This window comes from Arthrobacter sp. 10T419 (genome assembly GCF_056394105.1).
Map to the genome: position 1 here is coordinate 200690 of NZ_JBFTHF010000006.1, position 19943 is coordinate 220632.

The 19943-nt window shown below is 68.5% G+C and carries 16 protein-coding genes; 11 read left to right on the forward strand and 5 right to left on the reverse strand.

The genetic code is table 11. The annotated features are described in order from the left end of the window. Positions 1-576 precede the first annotated feature (576 nt). The 3 genes from AC1DBD_RS12190 to AC1DBD_RS12200 all read left to right on the forward strand — a co-directional run bounded on the left by AC1DBD_RS12190 (position 577) and on the right by AC1DBD_RS12200 (position 3135). Positions 577-1860, forward strand: a complete 1284-nt coding sequence (locus AC1DBD_RS12190) for a serine/threonine-protein kinase (protein WP_476982207.1) — start codon at positions 577-579, stop codon at positions 1858-1860. Then, positions 1857-2378 carry a mucin-associated surface protein gene (locus AC1DBD_RS12195; protein ID WP_476982193.1) on the forward strand — a complete coding sequence of 174 codons (522 nt, stop codon included), beginning with the start codon at positions 1857-1859 and terminating at the stop codon, positions 2376-2378. The genes AC1DBD_RS12190 and AC1DBD_RS12195 overlap by 4 nt, the downstream gene beginning before the upstream one ends. Positions 2379-2544: 166 nt before the next feature. Next, positions 2545-3135 (forward strand): SRPBCC family protein, encoded by a 591-nt coding sequence (locus AC1DBD_RS12200; RefSeq protein ID WP_476909375.1) that lies wholly within the window; start codon positions 2545-2547, stop codon positions 3133-3135. Between the two features lie 131 nt (positions 3136-3266). Here AC1DBD_RS12200 and AC1DBD_RS12205 read toward each other — a convergent pair whose 3' ends face one another. Then, positions 3267-5486 carry an NADP-dependent isocitrate dehydrogenase gene (locus AC1DBD_RS12205; protein WP_476982194.1) on the reverse strand — a complete coding sequence of 740 codons (2220 nt, stop codon included), beginning with the start codon at positions 5484-5486 and terminating at the stop codon, positions 3267-3269. Between the two features lie 270 nt (positions 5487-5756). Here AC1DBD_RS12205 and AC1DBD_RS12210 point away from each other — a divergent pair, with 270 nt between their 5' ends. Next, positions 5757-6731 carry a trypsin-like serine peptidase gene (locus AC1DBD_RS12210; RefSeq protein ID WP_476909377.1) on the forward strand — a complete coding sequence of 325 codons (975 nt, stop codon included), beginning with the start codon at positions 5757-5759 and terminating at the stop codon, positions 6729-6731. Between the two features lie 619 nt (positions 6732-7350). On the opposite strand, the gene purH is transcribed toward AC1DBD_RS12210, so the two are convergent. Next, a complete protein-coding gene (purH, locus tag AC1DBD_RS12215) occupies positions 7351-9036 on the reverse strand; it encodes a bifunctional phosphoribosylaminoimidazolecarboxamide formyltransferase/IMP cyclohydrolase (RefSeq protein ID WP_476982195.1) in 1686 nt (561 codons plus the stop codon). Positions 9037-9196: 160 nt separating this feature from the next. On the opposite strand from purH, the gene AC1DBD_RS12220 reads away from it, so the two are divergent. Beyond that, on the forward strand, positions 9197-10549 hold the full coding sequence (locus tag AC1DBD_RS12220; RefSeq protein WP_476982196.1) for an MFS transporter: 1353 nt from the start codon (positions 9197-9199) through the stop codon (positions 10547-10549). Between the two features lie 110 nt (positions 10550-10659). On the opposite strand, the gene AC1DBD_RS12225 is transcribed toward AC1DBD_RS12220, so the two are convergent. After that, entirely contained in the window at positions 10660-11586 is a 927-nt protein-coding gene (locus AC1DBD_RS12225) for a collagen-like domain-containing protein (RefSeq protein WP_441418547.1), read from the reverse strand. Positions 11587-11842: 256 nt separating this feature from the next. Then, complete coding sequence (purN, locus tag AC1DBD_RS12230; protein WP_476982197.1) at positions 11843-12421, reverse strand: phosphoribosylglycinamide formyltransferase; 579 nt, start codon at positions 12419-12421, stop codon at positions 11843-11845. A 39-nt stretch (positions 12422-12460) separates the two neighbouring features. Here purN and AC1DBD_RS12235 point away from each other — a divergent pair, with 39 nt between their 5' ends. After that, positions 12461-12892, forward strand: coding sequence for a hypothetical protein (locus AC1DBD_RS12235; protein ID WP_476982198.1), 432 nt, complete (start codon positions 12461-12463; stop codon positions 12890-12892). A gap of 34 nt (positions 12893-12926) precedes the next feature. Here the strand turns inward: AC1DBD_RS12235 and AC1DBD_RS12240 are convergent, their stop codons facing one another. Next, positions 12927-14249, reverse strand: coding sequence for a cell division protein PerM (locus AC1DBD_RS12240; protein ID WP_476893295.1), 1323 nt, complete (start codon positions 14247-14249; stop codon positions 12927-12929). Positions 14250-14450: 201 nt separating this feature from the next. Here AC1DBD_RS12240 and AC1DBD_RS12245 point away from each other — a divergent pair, with 201 nt between their 5' ends. From AC1DBD_RS12245 to AC1DBD_RS12265, 5 genes are all read left to right on the forward strand, one after another. Beyond that, positions 14451-14918 carry a DUF4383 domain-containing protein gene (locus AC1DBD_RS12245; protein ID WP_441418550.1) on the forward strand — a complete coding sequence of 156 codons (468 nt, stop codon included), beginning with the start codon at positions 14451-14453 and terminating at the stop codon, positions 14916-14918. Between the two features lie 202 nt (positions 14919-15120). Continuing rightward, positions 15121-16569, forward strand: coding sequence for a flotillin family protein (locus AC1DBD_RS12250; RefSeq protein ID WP_476982199.1), 1449 nt, complete (start codon positions 15121-15123; stop codon positions 16567-16569). After that, positions 16562-16810, forward strand: a complete 249-nt coding sequence (locus AC1DBD_RS12255; RefSeq protein ID WP_441418552.1) for a hypothetical protein — start codon at positions 16562-16564, stop codon at positions 16808-16810. Before AC1DBD_RS12250 ends, AC1DBD_RS12255 begins: the two co-directional genes overlap by 8 nt. A 474-nt stretch (positions 16811-17284) precedes the next feature. Next, positions 17285-18466 (forward strand): glycosyltransferase family 4 protein, encoded by a 1182-nt coding sequence (locus AC1DBD_RS12260; protein ID WP_441418553.1) that lies wholly within the window; start codon positions 17285-17287, stop codon positions 18464-18466. Further along, positions 18463-19851 carry a UDP-glucose dehydrogenase family protein gene (locus AC1DBD_RS12265; RefSeq protein ID WP_441418554.1) on the forward strand — a complete coding sequence of 463 codons (1389 nt, stop codon included), beginning with the start codon at positions 18463-18465 and terminating at the stop codon, positions 19849-19851. The genes AC1DBD_RS12260 and AC1DBD_RS12265 overlap by 4 nt, the downstream gene beginning before the upstream one ends. Positions 19852-19943 lie beyond the last annotated feature (92 nt).

Sequence of the window (19943 nt, forward strand, 5' to 3'; positions counted from 1 at the left end):
ATGGGCACCGACCCCATCAGCGGCCCGCTACAGCACGTCCATCCTGCTGTCGCCGCCGATCCCGGATCTTCTCCTGACTAGTAGGGCCGTCCTCTGCCACTTTCCTGCGCAGAGCACGGTCCTTCGGGCTGCCACGCACGCCCGCCACCAGTCATTCAGGAGATTTCCCCATGGACACCACCGTCCGCGACCGGATACCCGGCACCAACGCTTCGCCTAGGCGCGCCGTCTCAGCGCTCCTCGCGTCCGGTCCGGCCCCCACCCAACGCGCATCCCTGCGGCAATGCCCACGCCGGCTGCTGCGCCCGACGCCGGCGCAAGCTCCGCCCGCGGGACGGCCACCGTAACGCGTGGCCGCTCCCGTCCAGGTCTATTGCCGCCGGAGCGAAGTCGTTGGGTCCGCTGGGGGATTCAACGGCCTCGCAGGCTCCGGCGGCACCCCCTCCCTTCGCGAGAAAGGTGAAACCGCCACCACAGACGACAGATGAACGATGCGGCCCGTGCCGGAACCCGATACCCGCACCCGTATTATTCTTTAGGGACGCCACCGCGGCGCCAGGACGAAAGACGGGGAACATCGTGGACGCTTTACCCAGTGAGGTCACGACCGAGATCCTGAGCGGCCGCTACCGTCTGGGCGAAGTGATCGGCCGGGGCGGCATGGCGTCCGTGTACTCTGCCCGGGACGAGAACCTGGGCCGGGACGTCGCGCTCAAGCTCTTCGCCCCGCAATCCGCGGAGGCCGATGAGCTCAAGCGCCAGCAGGCCGAGATCGAACTCCTGGCCACACTGAACCATCCGAGCCTCGTAACGCTCTTCGACGCCGGCACGGACACCCGGATCCCGGACGAGCCCAGGCCCTTCCTGACCATGGAACTGGTGGAGGGCCAGGACCTCCGGAGCCGGATCCGGCACAGCCCGGTCCCTTTCGACGAGCTTGCCGTGATCGGCGCGGGACTCGCGGATGCCCTCGCCTACGTCCACTCCCTCGGAATCATCCACCGCGACATCAAGCCGGCCAACGTCCTGCTGGTGCAGGTCCGACCCGGAGAACCGCTGCGGCCAAAGCTGACCGATTTTGGCATTGCCAGGATCATCGACGGGACCAGGCTCACCGCCACCGGAACGATGGTGGGAACGGCCGCCTACCTGAGTCCGGAGCAGGCCCGCGGCGCCGACATGGGCCCGGCCAGCGACATCTACTCGCTGGGACTGGTCCTGCTGGAGTGCATCAAGGGCTCCGTGGAGTACCCGGGAAGCGCCGTCGAGTCGGCAGTGGCCCGGTTGCACCGCGCCCCCGTTATTCCTGACGCGGTGCCGGCCGAGTGGGCCCAGCTGATCCGGGCCATGACCGCACTGGACCCCCTGGACCGGCCCGCGGCGGCCGACCTGGAGGCTGCGTTGCGCCAGGCCCTGGTCTCCCCCGACTCCTTGCCGGGCCTGCTGGCCGAAGAACGGACCAGGGTACTGCCCGCACCGCCCGCCAGGCCGCCGCGCTCGGCGACGGGAGTTCGGGACGTTGTCCAGGACACAGCTCAGGACCCTGTCCAAAACACAGCGGCGGGCTCGGCCGGCCACGCCCCGGGCATCAGGCCCGGAACCCGCCGGCACCACGCACTGACCCCGGACGACGCCCCGGCGCGCCGCGCAGGCGTGCTGGCCCGCCCGCTCGCACGCTTCCGGCGGGCCCGACTCCGCACGAGGATCGCCGTCGTCCTCGCCTTGGTGGCGCTCCTAGCGGCAGCCGCCGTCGCCGTCTCCCTCACTGTCCCCCAGCCGCCCGCCGTCGTGCCCTATCCGGCCGTCTCCGGCGATTTGGGCGAGCACCTGAAGCAACTGCAGAAGAGCGTGCAACCATGAATGCCACTGGCAAACCGCGGTGGAACCTGGCCATAGCCGGTCCGCTGCTCACCGCTGCCCTGATCGCAGGGTCACTCACCGGATGCGGCGCTCCGCCCGAGCTGGACGGCACGGCTGCACGTCAGCTCCAGTCCCAGGTCCTGGCAGTGACCGAGGCCGCAGCCACCAACGACTCCGCCGGCGCATTGAAACTGCTGGACGAACTGACGGCCAGGCTCGACGCGGCGGCGGCGGACGGACAAGTGTCCTTCAAACGCCACCAAAGCATCAAGGCGGCCATCGATGCCGTGCGCGCCGACCTCACGGCCAAGCAGGCGGCGGCCGACAAAGCCGCCCGGGATGCGGCGGCGGCCAAGAAGGCAGCAGCCGATAAGGCTGCGGCGGCAGCCACGGCCGCGGCGGCAGCAGCAGCCGCGAAGGCGGCAGCCGCGGCCCAGGCAGCGGCAGCGCCGGCTCCCGTGGCGCCTGTCCCCGTAGTGAAGAGCAAGCCCAAGGGCAAGGGCAAGGGCGGCCACTGACGGCGCGCGGACTTTCACAATTAGCCGGATCCGGCTAGCTTGGTCAGTCAGGCCGGAAACGGCCTGACTGACCCAACCGCTGTCCGAGCACTTGTACCAACCTTGTATCCGTCCCTTGCAACGACGCGCAGGCCGCAGCCTGCCAGCCGAAGGAGTGAAAGCAAGCATGGCAACAGTCCAGGAATCCATCGCCGTCAACGTCCCCCTGAGCCAGGCCTACAACCAGTGGACCCAGTTCGAAGACTTCCCGCAGTTTATGAGCGGCGTCGACGCCGTCCAGCAGCTCGATGACACCACCGTCCACTTCCAGACCAGCATCGGCGGGGTCAAGCGCGACTACGACGCCAGGATCACCAGCCAGGACCCCGACCGGCAGGTGTCCTGGGAAAGCCTGGACAGCCCCCGAAACGCCGGCACCGTGCGCTTCGCGGAGCTGGGACCGGCGGAGACCCGGGTCGACGTCGAACTCAGTTGGGAGCCCGGCACTGCAGCCGAGAAAATCGGCGCTGCGGTCGGGCTGGACTCCCGGCAGGTGGGGGCGGACCTGCAGCGGTTCAAGAAGTTCATTGAGGGCCGCGACTTTGAGACCGGCGCGTGGCGCGAACGGGTCAACAGCGGGGAAGCGGGCGGGCTGACGCCGGTGACCGACCCGGAGTACGACGTGCTGGGGACCGGAGCGCCGCTGGACGCGGACCCGGATCTGGCAACCGAACCGGCCAGCGAGGCCGGCGGCGACCGGAGGATCTCCGACCGCTAGGCACTCGCCGGCCGCCACGGTCCGACGACGGCGGGACGCACCGCCGTCGTCGGCCGGACATGGACCGGCCGGTTGCTTAAACGCCGAACGGCGCACCGGGAACTCCCGGTGCGCCGTTCGCGTTGTGCGGGCTAGCCCAGCAGGGACAGCACTTCGCTGAACTTGGCCGAGGGCCGCATCACGGCGGAGACCTTGGCTTCGTCCGGACGGTAGTAGCCGCCGATGTCCACCGGGGATCCCTGGACCGAAAGCAGTTCGCCAACGATGGTTTCCTCGTTGGCGGCCAGGGCGTCCGAGACGGCGGCGAAGGCCGCGGCCAGCTCGGTGTCGTCGCTCTGGCGTGCCAGCTCGTCGGCCCAGAACTTGGCCAGGTAGAAGTGGCTGCCGCGGTTGTCCAGCTCGCCGGCCTTGCGCTTCGGGGACTTGTCCTCCAGCAGGAACGTGCCGGTGGCGCGGTCCAGGGTGTCCGCGAGGACCTGCGCGCGGGCGTTGCCCGTGGAGGTTGCCAGGTGCTCGAAGCTCACGGCGAGGGCAAGGAACTCGCCCAGGCTGTCCCAGCGCAGGTGGTTTTCCTTGAGCAGCTGCTGGACGTGCTTCGGGGCCGAGCCGCCGGCGCCGGTCTCGAACAGGCCGCCGCCGTTGATCAGCGGAACGATCGAGAGCATCTTGGCGCTGGTGCCGAGCTCAAGGATCGGGAACAGGTCCGTGAGGTAGTCGCGGAGCACGTTGCCGGTGACCGAGATCGTGTCCTCGCCCTTGCGCAGTCGGGCCAGGGTGAAGGCCGTGGCCTCGTCCGGGGACATGATTTCGAGCTGCAGGCCCTCGGTGTCGTGGTCCTTGAGGTATTCCTCGACCTTGGCGATCATCCGGGCGTCGTGCGCGCGGCCCTTGTCCAGCCAGAACACGGCCGGGGTGGCGGAGGCGCGGGCGCGGGTGACGGCGAGCTTGACCCAGTCGCGGATCGGCACGTCCTTGGTCTGGCAGGCGCGCCAGATGTCACCGGGGGCAACCTGGTGTTCGATCAGGACGGTGCCGGCGTCGTCGACCACCTGGACGGTGCCGGCGACCTGGATCTCGAAGGTCTTGTCGTGGCTGCCGTATTCCTCGGCGGCCTGGGCCATCAGCCCGACGTTCGGGACCGTACCCATGGTGGTCGGGTCGAAGGCGCCGTTGGCGCGGCAGTCGTCGATGACGACCTGGTAGATCCCGGCGTAGCTGCTGTCCGGGAGGACGGCGAGGGTGTCGGCCTCCTGGCCATCGCGGCCCCACATGTGGCCGGAGCTGCGGATCATGGCCGGCATCGAGGCATCGACGATGACGTCGGAGGGAACGTGCAGGTTGGTGATGCCCTTGTCCGAGTCGACCATCGCCAGCTCGGGGCCGTCGTTGAGGCCCTTCTGGATGGCGGCTTCGACGTCGCCGCGGATCTCTTCCGGGAGGTCCTCGAGGCCGTTGAGGATGGAGGCGAGGCCATTGTTGGGGCTCAGGCCGGCCGCGGCGATCTGATCGCCGTAGGTGGCAAAGAGGTCCGAGAAGTAGGCCTTGACGACGTGGCCGAAGATGATCGGGTCGGAGACCTTCATCATGGTGGCCTTCAGGTGTGCGGAGAAGAGCACGCCCTCTTCCTTGGCCCGGGCAACCTGGGCGGCGAGGAAGGTGTCCAGGGCGGCGGCCCGCATCACGGTGCCGTCGATGACTTCGCCGGCCAGCACGGGGAACGCCCGCTTCAGGACCTTGACCGTGCCGTCTTCCTTGACCAGCTGGACCTTGAGGTTGGTATCCGCCTCAATGACCACGGACTTCTCGTTAGAGCGGAAGTCGTCGGCATCCATGTGGGCGACGTTGGTCTTGGACTCCGGGGTCCAGGCGCCCATGCTGTGCGGGTTCTTCCGGGCGTAGTTCTTGACCGAGAGCGGCGCACGGCGGTCGGAGTTGCCTTCGCGCAGGACCGGGTTCACGGCGGAGCCCTTGATCTTGTCGTAGCGGGAGCGGATGTCCGTCTCCTCGTCCGAGGCCGGGTTGTCCGGGTAGTCCGGCAGGGCGTAGCCCTGGCCCTGGAGCTCGGCGATGGCGGCCTTCAGCTGCGGCACGGAGGCGCTGATGTTGGGCAGCTTAATGATGTTGGCCTCGGGCTTTTTGGCGAGCGCGCCCAGTTCAGCCAGGGCGTCGCTGACGCGCTGCTCTTCGGTGAGGTAGTCGCCGAAGACGGCGATGATGCGGCCGGCTAGCGAAATGTCGCGGGTCTCCACTTCCACACCGGCCGTCGACGCGAATGCCTCGACAATCGGCAAGAACGAATAGGTGGCCAGCATCGGCGCTTCGTCGGTGTGGGTATAGATAATCTTGGCCATTGCTCGGGCGTCTCCCTGAAAGTCTGCGGATATCCGGAAATCTTGTGTTATCTCAACGGCTCTAACTTACCCGAGGTGGCCCCATTGGCGCCTATCCGGGACGGGCTCCGGCGCCCCCGTGACTCGTGCAGCCGGCCTAACCCTGCGCGAATCTGCTGTGACAGTTGTTGACAAAGTTCTTTACATGTTCGTCAAGTTGACGTAGTTTCTAACCCATCACAGCGGCCCGCACCCGCAGGCCGCCCCGCATTCCTCCCGGTTAGGACACCCATGAGAACACCCAAGACTCTGGCCACCAGCCTCTTCAGCCTCTCCGCCGCGGCCCTCCTGGCCATCTGCGCGGCCGGCGGCGCCACCGCCTCGACCGTTGCGGCGCAGGACAAGAAGGCTCCCCAGGTGGCCAGCCAGTCCGTCGACGGCTCGCGGGCCGCCGACTACTGGACGCCCGAGCGTATGAAGTCGGCCATTCCGGGCGACGTGCTGGCGGACAAGGCTCTGGCCCGCGGGAACAAGTCCTCCGCCGCCACCGTGGAGAAGGGTGCCAGCACGCAGATCTCCGGCAAGGCCGCCAAGGGCAAGACCACCCTGCACGCCGACGAGTCGCCGATCTCCAACATCGGCAAAGTGTTCTTCACGATGGGCGGCAGCAACTACGTCTGCTCCGGCAACTCGGTAACCTCCACCAACAAGAGCACCGTCTCCACCGCCGGACACTGCGTCAACGAGGGTCCGGGGGCCTTCGCCACCAACTTCGTCTTCGTCCCCGCGTACCTCAACGGCGCCGCCCCGTACGGCAAGTGGGCTGCCAAGGCCCTCTACACCACGACCCAGTGGAGCTCGGCCGGCGACATGCAGTACGACACCGGATTCGCCGTCGTGTCCCCGCTGAACGGACAGAACCTGTCCGACGTCGTCGGCGCCTCCGGCGTCCAGTTCAACGCAGCGCGCGGCCTCACCTACAAGTCCTACGGCTACCCGGCCGCGGCGCCCTTCGACGGCCAGTCGTTGAAGAGCTGCACCGGCCCGGCCTCCGATGATCCCAACAATCCCCAGTTCAACGCCCAGGGCATCCCTTGCGACATGACCGGTGGATCGTCCGGCGGCCCCTGGTTCATCGGTACCAGCTCCTCCGGCTACCAGAACTCCATCAACAGCTACGGCTACGGCAGCCGCTCCACCGTGATGTACGGCCCGTACTGGGGCTCGGTGATCCAGCAGGCCTACAGCACCGCCGCAGCCGCCTAAGAACCCCACCCCCAATACGCCCACACCCTAGGAAAGGAATAGGGCAACGCGGGGTCACTTGCCACCCTCCCCCTCGACAGGGCGGCAAGTGACCCCGCGTTGCTGTGTGCTGGTTCCTGAGCCTGGCCCCCCACCGGACATGCCCATCGCTCAGACCACCCGCCGGACATAACCATCGCTCAGACCACCCGCCGGACATAACCCCCATATATCCATTCGTGGGTTCCAAGGATGGGCATGTCCGTCAGGCCTGGAGGTCTTGCCCGGTCCGAACTGCAAAGGATGGACATGCCCGTCGGCGATGCTCCTTGGCGCTCCGAGTGGACATGCCCGCCGCACGCGCCGGCCAGTGGACATAATCCGCATATGCCCGCTCCTTGGCGCGCACGATGAGCATGTCCCGCAGAGTTTTCCGCCCGCGCCCACTCCTTGGCGCGCACGATGAGCATGTCCCGCCGAGTTTTCCGCCCGCGCCCACTCCTGGCCCCGACGAATGAGCATGTCCCGCGGCCTCAGCTCCCTGGACCCCGAAGCACACCAAAGACAGCACAAAAATGGACATGCCCTCCCGGAAAGGAAGGGCATGTCCATTCTTGGTGGCAGCAGTTGAGCATGTCCCCTAGTGGAAGAAGTGCCGAGCTCCGGTGAAGTACATGGTGATGCCGGCGGCGTTGGCTGCGGCGATGACTTCCTCGTCGCGGACGGATCCGCCGGGCTGCACGACGGCGCGGACGCCGGCGTCGATCAGGATCTGCAGGCCGTCGGCGAACGGGAAGAACGCGTCCGAGGCTGCAACGGCGCCGCGGGCCCGTTCCGGAGCGCCGGCGGCATCGGTGTTAGATGCCCCGCCGGCACCTTCCACGTCGGACTCCACTGTGACACCCAGGGTGTTGGCCCGCTCGACGGCGAGACGGCAGGAGTCGAGCCGGTTGACCTGGCCCATGCCGATCCCGACGGCGGCACCGTCGGCGGCGAGCAGGATCGCGTTGGACTTGGCCGCACGGCAGGCCGTCCAGGCGAAGGCAAGGTCGGCCAGGGTGGCGGCGTCGGCGGCCTCTCCCGCAGCGAGCGTCCAGTTGGCCGGGTTGTCGCCCTCGGCGTCGACCTTGTCCGTGGCCTGGACCAGCATGCCGCCGGAGACCTGGCGGAACTCGGTCGGGTAGCGGCCGTAGCCCTCGGGCAGGGTCAGGAGGCGGATGTTCTTCTTCTTGGCAAGGATCTCCACGGCCTCGTCCTCAAAGCCCGGCGCGATGACGACCTCGGTGAAGATCCCGGCCACGGTCCGGGCCATGCCGGCGGTGACGGTGCGGTTGGCCGCGATCACGCCGCCGAACGCGGACACCGGATCGCAGGCGTGGGCCTTGGCGTGGGCGTCGGCGATCGGGTCCGCCGCGGCGGCGGAACCCACGGCAACGCCGCAGGGGTTGGCGTGCTTGATGATCGCAACGGCGGGCTCGGCAAAGTCGAACGCGGCGCGCAGGGCGGCGTCGGCGTCGACGAAGTTGTTGTAGCTCATCGCCTTGCCGTGCAGCTGGTCGGCCTGGGCGATACCGGCCGGGGCAGCCTTGTCCACATACAGCGCGGCCTGCTGGTGCGGGTTTTCGCCGTAGCGGAGGACCTCGGAGCGTTCCAGGGCCAGGCCGGCGTAGGCGGGCCAGTCGATCACGCCGTCGCCGTCTTCATCCAGGAACTGGCTGGCGGTCCAGGTGGCCACGGCGGTGTCGTAGGACGCGGTGTGCGCGAACGCCTTGGCGGCGAGCCGGCGTCGGGTCTTCAGGTCAAAGCCGCCCGAGGAGGCCGCCTCCACGACGGAACCGTAGGAGGCCGGGTCCACCACGATCGCGACGGCGGCGTGGTTCTTCGCGGCCGACCGCACCATCGCGGGGCCGCCGATGTCGATCTGCTCGACGACGTCGTCCTGCGCGGCGCCGGACTTTACGGTCTCCACGAAGGGGTAGAGGTTCACGACGACGAGGTCGAACGGCTCGATCGACATGTCCTCGAGCGTCTTCATGTGCGCCGGGACGCGGCGGTCGGCGAGGATGCCGCCGTGCACGCGCGGGTGCAGGGTCTTGACGCGGCCGTCCAGCATTTCCGGGGAGCCGGTGACTTCTTCGACTTCCTGCACCGGGATTCCGGCGGCGGCGATCTTCTTGGCGGTGGAACCGGTGGAGACGATCTTGACGCCGGCTTCGTGCAGGCCCTTGGCGAGCTCCTCCAGACCGGTCTTGTCGTAGACCGAGATGAGGGCCCGGCGGATGGGAACACGGTCGATGGATACACGCTCAAGCTGCGTAAAGCTCACAAAAGTCTCCGTCTTATATCGCGGCGCGGCCGCGGGTGGTGGGGATGCGGCCAGTTTATCGCGTCACGGCTCTCTGCATCCCCGCCGGGAGCCAGCGCGCCCGAGTGTGAAGCTTCACCGCTGGCGCGCGCCGGGACGTAGAGTTTTCCCAGGAGGCGAGATGAATACTTACACCACTGTGCCCAGCGGCGAACAGGTGGTCCAGGAACTGCCGTGGCGGTGGAAGGTCCAGGGCCGGATTTTCCTGATCGGCGGCCTGGGCTTCATGTTCGATGCCTGGGACGTCACGCTGAACGGGATCCTCATTCCGTTGCTGTCAAAGCACTGGTCCCTGACCGCTGGCGACGCGGCCTGGATCGGCACCTCCAACCTGATCGGTATGGCTGTGGGCGCCTTTGTCTGGGGCACCATCGCGGACACGATCGGGCGCAAGAAGGCTTTCACCGCCACCTTGTTGATCTTCTCGGTGTTCACGGTGCTGGGCGCGTTCTCCCCCGGCTTCCTCTGGTTCGTGGCGTTCCGGTTCATGGCGGGCTTCGGCCTGGGCGGTTGCATCCCGGTGGACTACGCACTGGTGGGCGAGTTCACGCCCCGCAAGCAGCGCGGCCGGGTCCTCACCGCGATGGATGGCTGGTGGCCGATCGGTGCGGCGCTGTGCGGGTTCGTCTCGGCCGGGCTGATCGCCGCCTTCGCCGACTGGCGGCTGACCATGCTGATCATGGTGCTGCCCGCGCTGCTGGTGTTCTGGATCCGGCGCAGCGTCCCGGAGTCGCCGCTGTTCCTGATCCGCAAGGGCCGCCGCGAGGAAGCCGCCAGGGTGATCGACCACCTGGTCGCGGCCACCGGCGCCGAGGCCCGGGTCTACAGCCTGCCCGAACCCCAGGACGCGCCCCGGCTTTCCGCCGGCAGCGCCTGGACCCAGTTGCGCGCGCTCTGGCAGTTCAATTGGAAGATTACGACGGCGGCCTGGGCTTTGTTCTTCAGCATCCTGCTGGTCTATTACCTGTCGTTGACCTGGATGCCCCGGATCCTGATCGGCGCCGGCTTCGAGGAGTACAAGGCGTTCCTGACGACGGCGTCGATGGCCGCTGTCGGCCTGCTGGGCGTGGTGGTCGCCGCGCTGCTGGTGGAGCGGACGGGCCGCAAGTGGATCCTTGCCATCACCGGCCCGCTGTCGGCGCTGACGCTGGTGATTGTCGCCGTCGTCGTGGACATCCCGACGGCGGCCGTGTTCTGGCTGCTGGTGTTCGGCTTCGTGGTGCAGGTGGCGATCCCGGTGCTGTACGCCTACGTGTCGGAGCTCTACCCGACCGAGCTGCGCGGCTCGGGCTTCGGCTGGGCCTCGACGTTCTCCCGGCTCGGCGCCGGGTTCGGGCCGTTGATCTTCGCCACGTTCCTGTGGCCTGAACTGGGGCTGGCCACGTCCTTCGCCCTGGCCGGCGGTCTGGTGTTGATCTCGGTGCTGTGGATGGCGTTCTTTGCCCCGGAGACCAAGCAGCGCCGTCTGGAGTAGCTTTCCCGCCGCCGCTCCCCCGCCGGCCCGGGACGCCGAAATGCCCTATCCCTTTTGGTTGCCCTGAGGGTCTCAGAAGCACCACAAGTGATAGGGCATTCGGGGGGTGGCTACTGGATGCAGGTCGCGTACACCGTCATGGCCGTAGTTGTCCGCTGCGTTACGGTCCAGCCGGTAGGCGTCCCGCCGGTCATGACGGGCTGGCTGACAACGGCGCCGTTGTTGCCGGTGGTGGAGCCCAGCGAGTAGCCGCCCGAGACGGCGGTCCTGCCGGCTGGGCAGTTGACCTGAACCACGAGCGTTGAGCCGCTGTTCGACTCGACAGTCACGCTGGTCGACGCGGCCGCCCCGGTGGCTCCGGTGGCCCCGGTGGCTCCGGTGGCTCCGGTCGCACCTGTGGCCCCCCTGGCACCGGCCGGTCCAACGGGGCCGATGGCTCCGGTGTCGCCCTTTTCGCCTTGCAGCCCGGTGGCGCCTGTTGCACCGACGGCACCGGTAGCTCCGGGCTCGCCCTTCTCGCCCTGGATGCCCTGGGCACCGGTCTCGCCGGTGTCGCCCTTCTCGCCCTGGGCTCCGGTGGCTCCCATGGCGCCGGCCTCGCCGGTATCACCCTTGTCGCCCTTCTCACCCTGGGCTCCGGTGGCTCCCATGGCGCCGGCCTCGCCGGTATCACCCTTGTCGCCCTTCTCACCCTGGGCTCCGGTGGCTCCCATGGCGCCAGTGGCGCCGGCCTCGCCTACGAGCCCCTGGATCCCCTGCGGGCCGGCGATCCCTGGGATCCCCTGCGGGCCGGCAATGCCCTGGATCCCCTGCATGTTCCAAGAGATGGCGGTTTCCTTCTTCAAATCGCACGTTTGGCCGGCTGCCAGCACCCGGAGCTGGCCGCCGTTGTTGATGTTGTAGCAGCCGCTGATTTCGCCGGTGCCGGACGTCGTCGAAGCGGCATAGGCGGCAGAAACGGCGCCCGTTCCGAGGACGAGCGCCGCAGTAAGGCAGAGAACCTTCGGGCTGGTTTTGGCAAAGCTGAACTGTGACACGATGGACCCCCAGGGACGCAAGAGACGAATGAGACTGCGTCAGACTATGGCCCCGGACGGCCCCTCAACCGGCGGCGAGATACCCGATTTTCGCCAGTCACTACCCGACTTATTCGCGGAGTACTCGCTTTTGTCGAGCCGACTACTTGGTTGGGTATTTCCCCGTCGAAAAACGGCCGTCGGCGCCGCCCCGGGAGGGCCCAACTGCCTCGCAGTTGTTGTCGTTTTGWGGGCTCAAAACGACAACAACTGCGGGCTAGTTGGGGGTCTTAGCTCCCGCGGCGAGCGACTTCAGCGTCGACACCAGCAACCGCCGCTCTACCGTCTTGATGCGCTCGTGCAGGGTGTCCTCGGTGTCGCCGTCGTCCACGCTCACGGCTTCCTGGGCGATGATCGGGCCGGTGTCGACGCCCGCGTCCGCCCAGTGCACCGTGCACCCGGTGACCTTCACGCCGTAGGCCAGGGCGTCGCGGACGCCGTGCGCGCCGGGGAAGGCCGGCAGCAGCGCCGGATGGGTGTTCAGGTACTTGCCGCCGAACGCGTCGATGAAGTCGGCACTGACAATCCGCATGAACCCGGAGGACACGACGACGTCGGGCCGGTAGGCGGCAACGGCTTCGATAAGCGCGGCATTCCACGCGGCCCGGTCCGGGTAGGCCTTGAAATCCACCACGAAGGTCGGGATCCCAGCGGCCGCGGAGCGCTCCACCCCGTACGTTCCGGGCCGGTCGGCGCCAACGGCGGCGAGTTCCACGTCCAGCTCGCCGGCCCTGACGGCGTCGATGACTGCCTGGAGATTGGAGCCGGTGCCTGAGACGAGGACAACTATGCGCATTGACTTAGCTTATGGGGCCACTCGCGTACGCTGGAAAATATGAATTCCCCCCAGGACCCCGGCGGAGCCCAGCGGGGACAGAATCCCCGGAGCGAAGCGGCCAAGGCATCGCTGCTCCGGACGCACAACCTGTTCCGCGCGTTTATCGTCACGGTGCTTGGGGCGTTCTTCGTCTTCCAGCTGGACGTCAGCTACCTCTGGCCCACCGCAATCCTTACCGCGGCCGCACTGGTGCTCGGCATCGTACTGCTCGTGCGTGCGGCGAAGCTCAAGGAATCCCGCCTGGTGCTGTTCGGCACCATCTCCGGTTTGGTGGTCTCCGCGGTCATGGTGCTGATGGTGCTGGCCTCCGCGGTGTTCTTCAACCAGATCCGGGACTACCAGCAGTGCGCCCGCCATGCCCTGACCCAGCAGGCTGCCTCGGCGTGCCGGACCCAGCTGGAGAATTCGCTGCCCACGCAGCTGCGCTAGCGCCGGCCACCCGCCAGGCCCGGAACGTCGCCGTTTAATCGGCTTCGGCGGCCAGTTCCAGATCCGCTTCGTGCAGTTTCTGCCGTCGTTCCAGCCACGGCCCGGCCGCGTAGCCGATCACGACGCCGATGCCCGTTTCAGCTGCCACGAACAACGCCGTTGTCAGGGGGTCCGGGCCGATCTCCGTGAGCCGTCCGATGCCGGCGGAACCGCGGGCCAACCAAGCCAGCGCCGCCGCGAGCAGACCTGCCACGGCGCCGATCATGGCGCCCAGGACCAGCGTGGAGACGGTGGCCGTGAACCAGCGCGCCTTGACCTTGATGGAGAGCCATTCGTCGAAGTGGTTTTCGCCTTCGCGCAGGAACCACCAGCCCGCCAGGAGCCCGGCGAGCGCAGGAACCACGAGGGCCACGAAGCCGTACTCCAGCGCACCGGCGGGCAGCGCGGCGAACACCGGGATGGAGGGCAGCGGCCCGACGGCGGTGGCCAGCGGCCCGGCCTGCGATCCGACGCCGAGCGCGAACCCGGAGCCGGAAGTCCAGGCCAGCGCGAACACGGCCAGGTTGGGCAGGTAGCCCAACTGCGCGATGGTGAGCGCCGCGCCGCCCACCGGGCCGGCGTCGAGCGCCTCGTAGACGGCAATGATGAGGTTCCAGTGGATGATGAGGTCCACGGTGAGGAGGGCGGCAGCCATGGCCAGGCTGGCCATCACGGCCACGAAGCCGGCCTTGACGGCGGAGCCAAGGTAGGAGCCTGCCCAGCGCGAGTGCTGGCTGGTGCGCGAGAGCCAGGCGACGGCGTCGACGCCGATCAGCCGGCTCCAGGAGCCCGCTTCCCGGCGGGCACCAATCACCATGCCGAGCGCGAAGGGGATCAACGGGACGATGGAGGCGTACCACAGGCTGACACCGACCTCGGAGGTGCGGCAGACGAAACCGGTGGCGAATCCGAAGGCGCCGTACATCATCCAGGAGCCGAGCAGCGCCTGCCAGAGCTGGTCAGTGTAGGAGGCGCGGGCCAGCCGCCGCCCCGCGCGCCAGGCGAGCAGGAACGGGAGGAGCGTGAGGCCCAGCGGGATCAGCGACAGGGTGCCGGATTCGGGCCGTCCCGCGGTTCCGGCGCCGACGGTTTCGAGCAGCAAGGGGACGCCGTGGATCAGCAGCCAGGCCTGGCCGGCCAGCCGGGCGAGGAATTCAAAGCCGCCCTCGCGGAATCCGGCCGTGGCCCAGACCGCGATAATTGGTGCGATCACGACGAGTGCGGAGATCACGGCGGCCTGCGCGGACTCCAGCGCCCCCTGCAGCCATAGAGGCATCGGAAGGCCACGGTTCCCGGTCTGATCAGCGCGCAGTTTCATCGTCTTCCATGGTGCCACGTGCGGGGCCTTCCGCCGGGTTCCGACAGGCTCTTGGGCCCCCGATTTCAGCCGGCCGGAAACGTTGCCATCGCCGCCCGCCGCGCCCCGAGCGCACCACCGCAGGTGGCCCTGCGGCGGCGCTTTTTCCGCTACCCCGCCGTAAAATTTAAGGTGTCCGCAATCAGTGGTTGGAGGCAGAAAATGACTACCGCATCCCCACATGCACACGGCGTACATTTCGGACGGACTGATGTCCAAAACGTCGGCATGGGTGTGGGTATTGTCCTTCTTGTCGTGGGTGTCCTGGGGTTCATCCCGGGCATCACCACGCAGTACAGCGAGCTGAGGTTCTTCGGGCCAGATTCCAGGGCCATGTTCCTTGGCCTGTTCCAGGTGTCCATGCTGCTGAACATCGTTCAGCTGGCCATTGGCGCCGCGGGCTTGACCATGTCCCGCAACGGCATGGGAGCCCGGAACTTCCTCATGGGCTTCGGCCTGCTGTACATCGTCTTTAGCGTTTACGGGCTGATCGTCGGCGTGGGGTCGGCGGCCAATTTCCTGGCGTTCAACACCATGGACAACTGGACCCACATGGTGCTGGGCGTGGCAATGATTGGCGCCGGCTGGCTGCTCTCGAGGCATCTGGCCGATGACGCACAAACCCGGTAAGCGAACACCGGGAAAAGGGAGCCGCGAATGAGGACCGATTCTCAGTAATCCAACAAATTCGTACTACCTGCTGGTGCGGGCGCCTGGAGCTTCATGGGTGTCCGCACCAGCTTTCTTTTGCCCCAGCCGTTCCGCCAAATGCTGGACTTATTCGGCGGCAGCACCCCAGACTGGCCTGACCCCACGACCTGAAAGAGTTTCCATGCCGGACTTCTCAGCTTTTGTCCCGTTCCTCGCGGTCCTCGCCGGGGCACTTGTCGTCGTCGCCGTGATCTGGATTGCGATCAAGCTGATGTGGAAGGTGGCCGAACCGAACGAGGCCCTGATCATCTCCGGCCTGACCCGCGGAACCCTCGAGACGCGGGACGGCATGGACTTCAAGATCGTCACCGGCAAGGGGGCGCTCGTGTTTCCCGGCCTGCAGACCGTGCGGACCCTGTCCCTGACCCTGAACGAGACGGAGCTCAAGGTCTCCTGCGTGACCTCCCAGGGCATCCAGGTGATCGTCGAGGGCGTGGTGATCTACAAGATCGGCGACGCGCCGCCGTTCATCGCGAACGCTGCGCGCCGCTTCCTCGGCCAGCAGCCCAAGATGCAGAGCCAGGTCTACAACGTCTTCGAGGGACATTTGCGCTCCATCATTGGCAGCATGACCGTGGAGGAGATCATCCGCGAGCGCGACAAGCTCGGCTCGCAGGTCCGCAGCGCGAGCGGGGTGGAGATGGAAAAGCTCGGCCTGGTGGTGGATTCGCTCCAGATCAAGGACCTCCAGGACCCCACCGGCTACATCCAGAACATCGCCAAGCCGCACATCGCCCAGGTAAAGATGGAAGCCCGGATCGCGGAGGCCACCCGGAACCGTGAGGCGGCCGAGCGGGAGGCGGAGGCGGCCGCGCAAATCGCCGACGCCCAGAGCCTCTCCGCGATCAAACAGTCGGAGGCGCAGGCCAACGCCGAACGGGCCCGGGCCAACGCCGCCCAGGCCGGACCGCTGGCCGAGGCCACCGCGCGGCAGCAGGTGGTGGTGCAGGAAACCGAGGTCGCCAAGCTCGAGGCGGACCGTGAGGAACAAAAACTCCAGACCACCATCCGCAAGCCCGCCGACGCCAAGGCTTACGCCAAGCGCACCGAGGCCGAGGGGCAGAAATCCGCGGACATCAGCGCGGCCGAGGCGCTGGCCCGCCGGACCGAACTCGAGGCGCAGGTCAACGCCCGGCGCACCGAGCTCCAGGCGCAGGCCAATGCGACAGCTGCCGCGGCCGCCGCCGGGGCCACCCGCGTCACCGGTGAAGCCGAGGCCGCCGCCACGAAGGCCCGCGGTGACGCGACGGCGTCGTCGATCAAGGCCAAAGCGCTGGCCGAAGCCGACGGCATCAAGGCGCGCGGCGAAGCCCTCGGCACCAACCAGGACGCGGTCATCTCGCAGCAGCTGGCCGAGAACATGCCGGCCATCATCGCCGCGGCCGCGGAGCCGTTCGCCCACGTCGGGCAGCTCACCGTCCTCAACGGCGGGGAGGGCATCAACCGGATGATCGGCGGCATCCTGGCGCAGGTCGGCGACTACCTTCCCGCGCTGCGGACGGCATTGAAAGATGGCCGGCAGGACGGCCGGCAGGCAGCCAAGCAGCCACCGAAAGCCCCGGATGCATAAGGAAGTCGACCGCAGCCTGACCGGCCGGATCGGCCGGGTGACGGGGCGGGTGGGGCCCGGCACCATCGGGGAGGTCATGCTGCCCTTCCGCGGCGGGACGAGTGCCTTCCATGCCCACCCGTTCGACAAGGAGAGCGTCTTCGCCGTCGGGGACGAGGTGCTGGTCATCTACTACGAGCCGCCCCAGACGGTCTACGTGGACGAACTCCCGGACGTGCTGCGGCACGATCCGCGCCGCTGACGCTGGCCGGCGCGGCACCTGGCACTGCGGGCATTCCGGGGCACCGGGCACTCCGGGGAGCTCCGGGGAGCTCCTGGGCGCCGGGCACTCCGGCCCCGAGCGCGAACCGCGCCCGTTTTGCCGGAGATGGCCGCTCCGAGGCCCGGCTTGGCGGCCATCTCCGGCAAACGGGCGGCCCTGGACTGGAAGGACCACGGGAACCAGCGCACTCCGGCACCATCCACTTGCCAGAAGCGGCCGCCTGGGCAGCTGGTTTGCGGCCATTTTTGGATAATCGTCATTCGGCGCGGCAGCGAGCGCGCGTATTGGGATGATGTCCGGACACGCGTCCGGCCGACGGGCATGCACAGTGGGACACCGAAGGGCCCGCCAGGCCCCGGAACCCGCGGCCCACCCACGCCTGTTAACCCACTCTTCCCCCGCAGGCCACACCGGGAACCCCGCGCCGTCAGCCGCCGCGGCCACGGTGGAGGCGTGAGGATCGCACTAGTCGCCGAATCATTCCTGCCGCAGATGAATGGGGTCACGCACTCCATCCTGAGGGTTCTGGAGCATCTGCAGGACCGCGGCGACGAGGTGCTGGTGATCGCGCCATCCGCGCAGGACCCCCAAGTCCCCGGCGAGGTCCACGGCGCGCGGGTGCACCGGCTCCCGTCCGTGCCGCTGGCCGGCTACACGAACGTACGGGTGGCGTTGGGCGGTGTGGCCCGGGTCAAGCGAATCCTTGCCGACTACGCCCCCGACGTCGTCCACCTCGCCTCGCCGTTCGTGCTCGGCTGGCGGGCAGCCCAAGCCGCGCACCAGCTTGGGATCCCCAGCGTCGCCGTCTACCAGACCGAGGTCCCCGGCTACGCGGGCCGCTACGGCGTCCCGTTCCTGGAAAACTGGGCCTGGAACCGGGTGGAGCAGATCCACCTGCTCGCCACCCGCACCCTGGTCCCGTCGACCTTTGCGCTGAACCAGTTCCTGGGCCGCGGCATTCCCCGGGTGCACATGTGGCGCCGCGGCGTGGACACCCGGCGGTTCAGCCCGGAGAAGCGCGACGACGCGTGGCGGGCCTCGGTCGCCCCCGGCGGCGAACGCATCATCGGCTACGTCGGCCGGCTCGCCGTCGAGAAACAAGTGGAGGACCTGGCCGTGCTCGCAGATATTCCCGGCACCCGGCTGGTGATCGTCGGCGGCGGGCCGCAGCGCGAAACCCTCGAAGCCGCGCTCCCGGACGCCGTGTTCACCGGGTTCCTCGGCGGCGAGGAACTGGCCCGGGCCGTCGCCTCGTTCGATCTGTTCGTCCACCCCGGCGAATTCGAGACCTTCTGCCAGACCATCCAGGAGGCTATGGCCTCCGGCGTCCCGGTGGTCGCCACCGGCCGCGGCGGCCCGCTGGACCTGGTGGAGAATTCGCGGACCGGCTGGCTTTACGAACCGGGTGATCTCGCAGCGCTCCGGTCCCGGGTGGCAGACCTTACGGGCGACGACGCCAAACGCCGCGCTTTCGCCGCCGCCGCCCACGCCTCGGTGCAGGGCCGGACCTGGCACGCGCTGGGCGAGGAGCTCGTGCGGCACTACGAAGCGGTCCGCACCGGTTCCGCCCGCACCGGTTCCGCCAGCACCGGTTCCGCCAGCCCCCGTTCAACCACCAGAGGAGCAACCCTGTGAAGATTTCTGTGATCGGCTGCGGCTACCTCGGCGCCGTGCACGCCGCCACCCTGGCCTCGATGGGGCACACCGTGGTGGGGATCGACGTCGACGCCGCCAAGGTGGCCCAGCTGGACCGCGGCGCCGCCCCGTTCTACGAACCGGGTCTGGACGAACTCCTGCGCGACGGCCGCGCCAACGGCCGGCTCGCCTTCTCCACCAGCTTCGCCGACGCCGCCGGCGCGCAGTTGCATTTTCTCTGCGTCGGAACACCGCAGTCCAAGACCTCCGACGGCGCCGACTTGAGCTACCTGGTCTCCGCCACCGAAGCGTTGCTCCCGTTCCTGGCGCCGCGTGCCGCCGTCGTCGGCAAGTCCACCGTGCCGGTGGGAACGGTGGACATGCTCCGCGGTGTGCTGGCCGGGCGCCCGGATGTGCTCCTCGGCTGGAACCCCGAGTTCCTGCGCCAGGGCACGGCGGTGAAGGATTCCCTGGTGCCGGACCGGCTGGTGTACGGCGTACCGGGCGGCAAGGAATCCGCGCGGCACCCGAACAGCCCCGGCGCCGCCGTCACCGCCGCCCTGGACACGGTGTACGGGCCGCTGCTCTGCGCCGGAATCCCCCGGCTCATCTGCAACTTCGCGACCGCTGAGCTGATCAAATCGGCGTCGAACGCCTATCTGGCCACCAAACTGAGCTTCATCAACGCGATGGCCGAACTCTGCGAGGCATCCGGCGCGGACGTGACGGAGCTCGGCGAGGCGATGGGCCTGGATCCGCGGATCGGCGGCCGGTACCTGCATGCCGGCCTCGGCTTTGGCGGCGGCTGCCTGCCCAAGGACATCCGTTCCCTCCGGGTGCAGGCCGCCGCGTTGGGCGTGGACTCGGTGGACGCCTGGATGGCCACGGTGGACGGCATCAACCGCGGCCAGCGCACCCGCACCGTGGAGGCTGCCCGGGAGCTGTGCGGCGGCCAGCTGGGCGGCCGGCGGGTAACCGTGCTCGGGGCGGCCTTCAAACCGGACACCGACGACATCCGCGACTCCCCCGCCCTGGATGTGGCCCAGCAACTGGCCGAAGCGGGGGCGCATGTCACCGTCACCGATCCGGCGGCGATCAACAACGCCTGGCTGCGGTATCCGCAGCTGCGCTTCGAGGCCGCCGTCGAGCAGGCGCTCGACGGCGCCGAACTGGTGCTGCTGCTGACCGAGTGGGAGGCCTACCGCGCGCTCTCCCCGACCGCGGCCGGGGAGCTGGTCCGACGCCGGACGGTGCTGGACGCCCGGAACGCCCTCGACGCCGCCGCCTGGACCGCGGCGGGGTGGACGGTGCGGGGCCTGGGAAGGGCCGACGCCGGAATTGGCGCGGACGCGGCCGCCGCCGGCCGACTGGCCACCGCCGACTGAGCGGCCCGGCCCCAGCGGCCCGGTCTGAGCGGCCCGGCCCCAGCCCGGACCCAGCGCCCCGGCCCAGCGGCCCGGCCCCAGCGGGAGCGCGG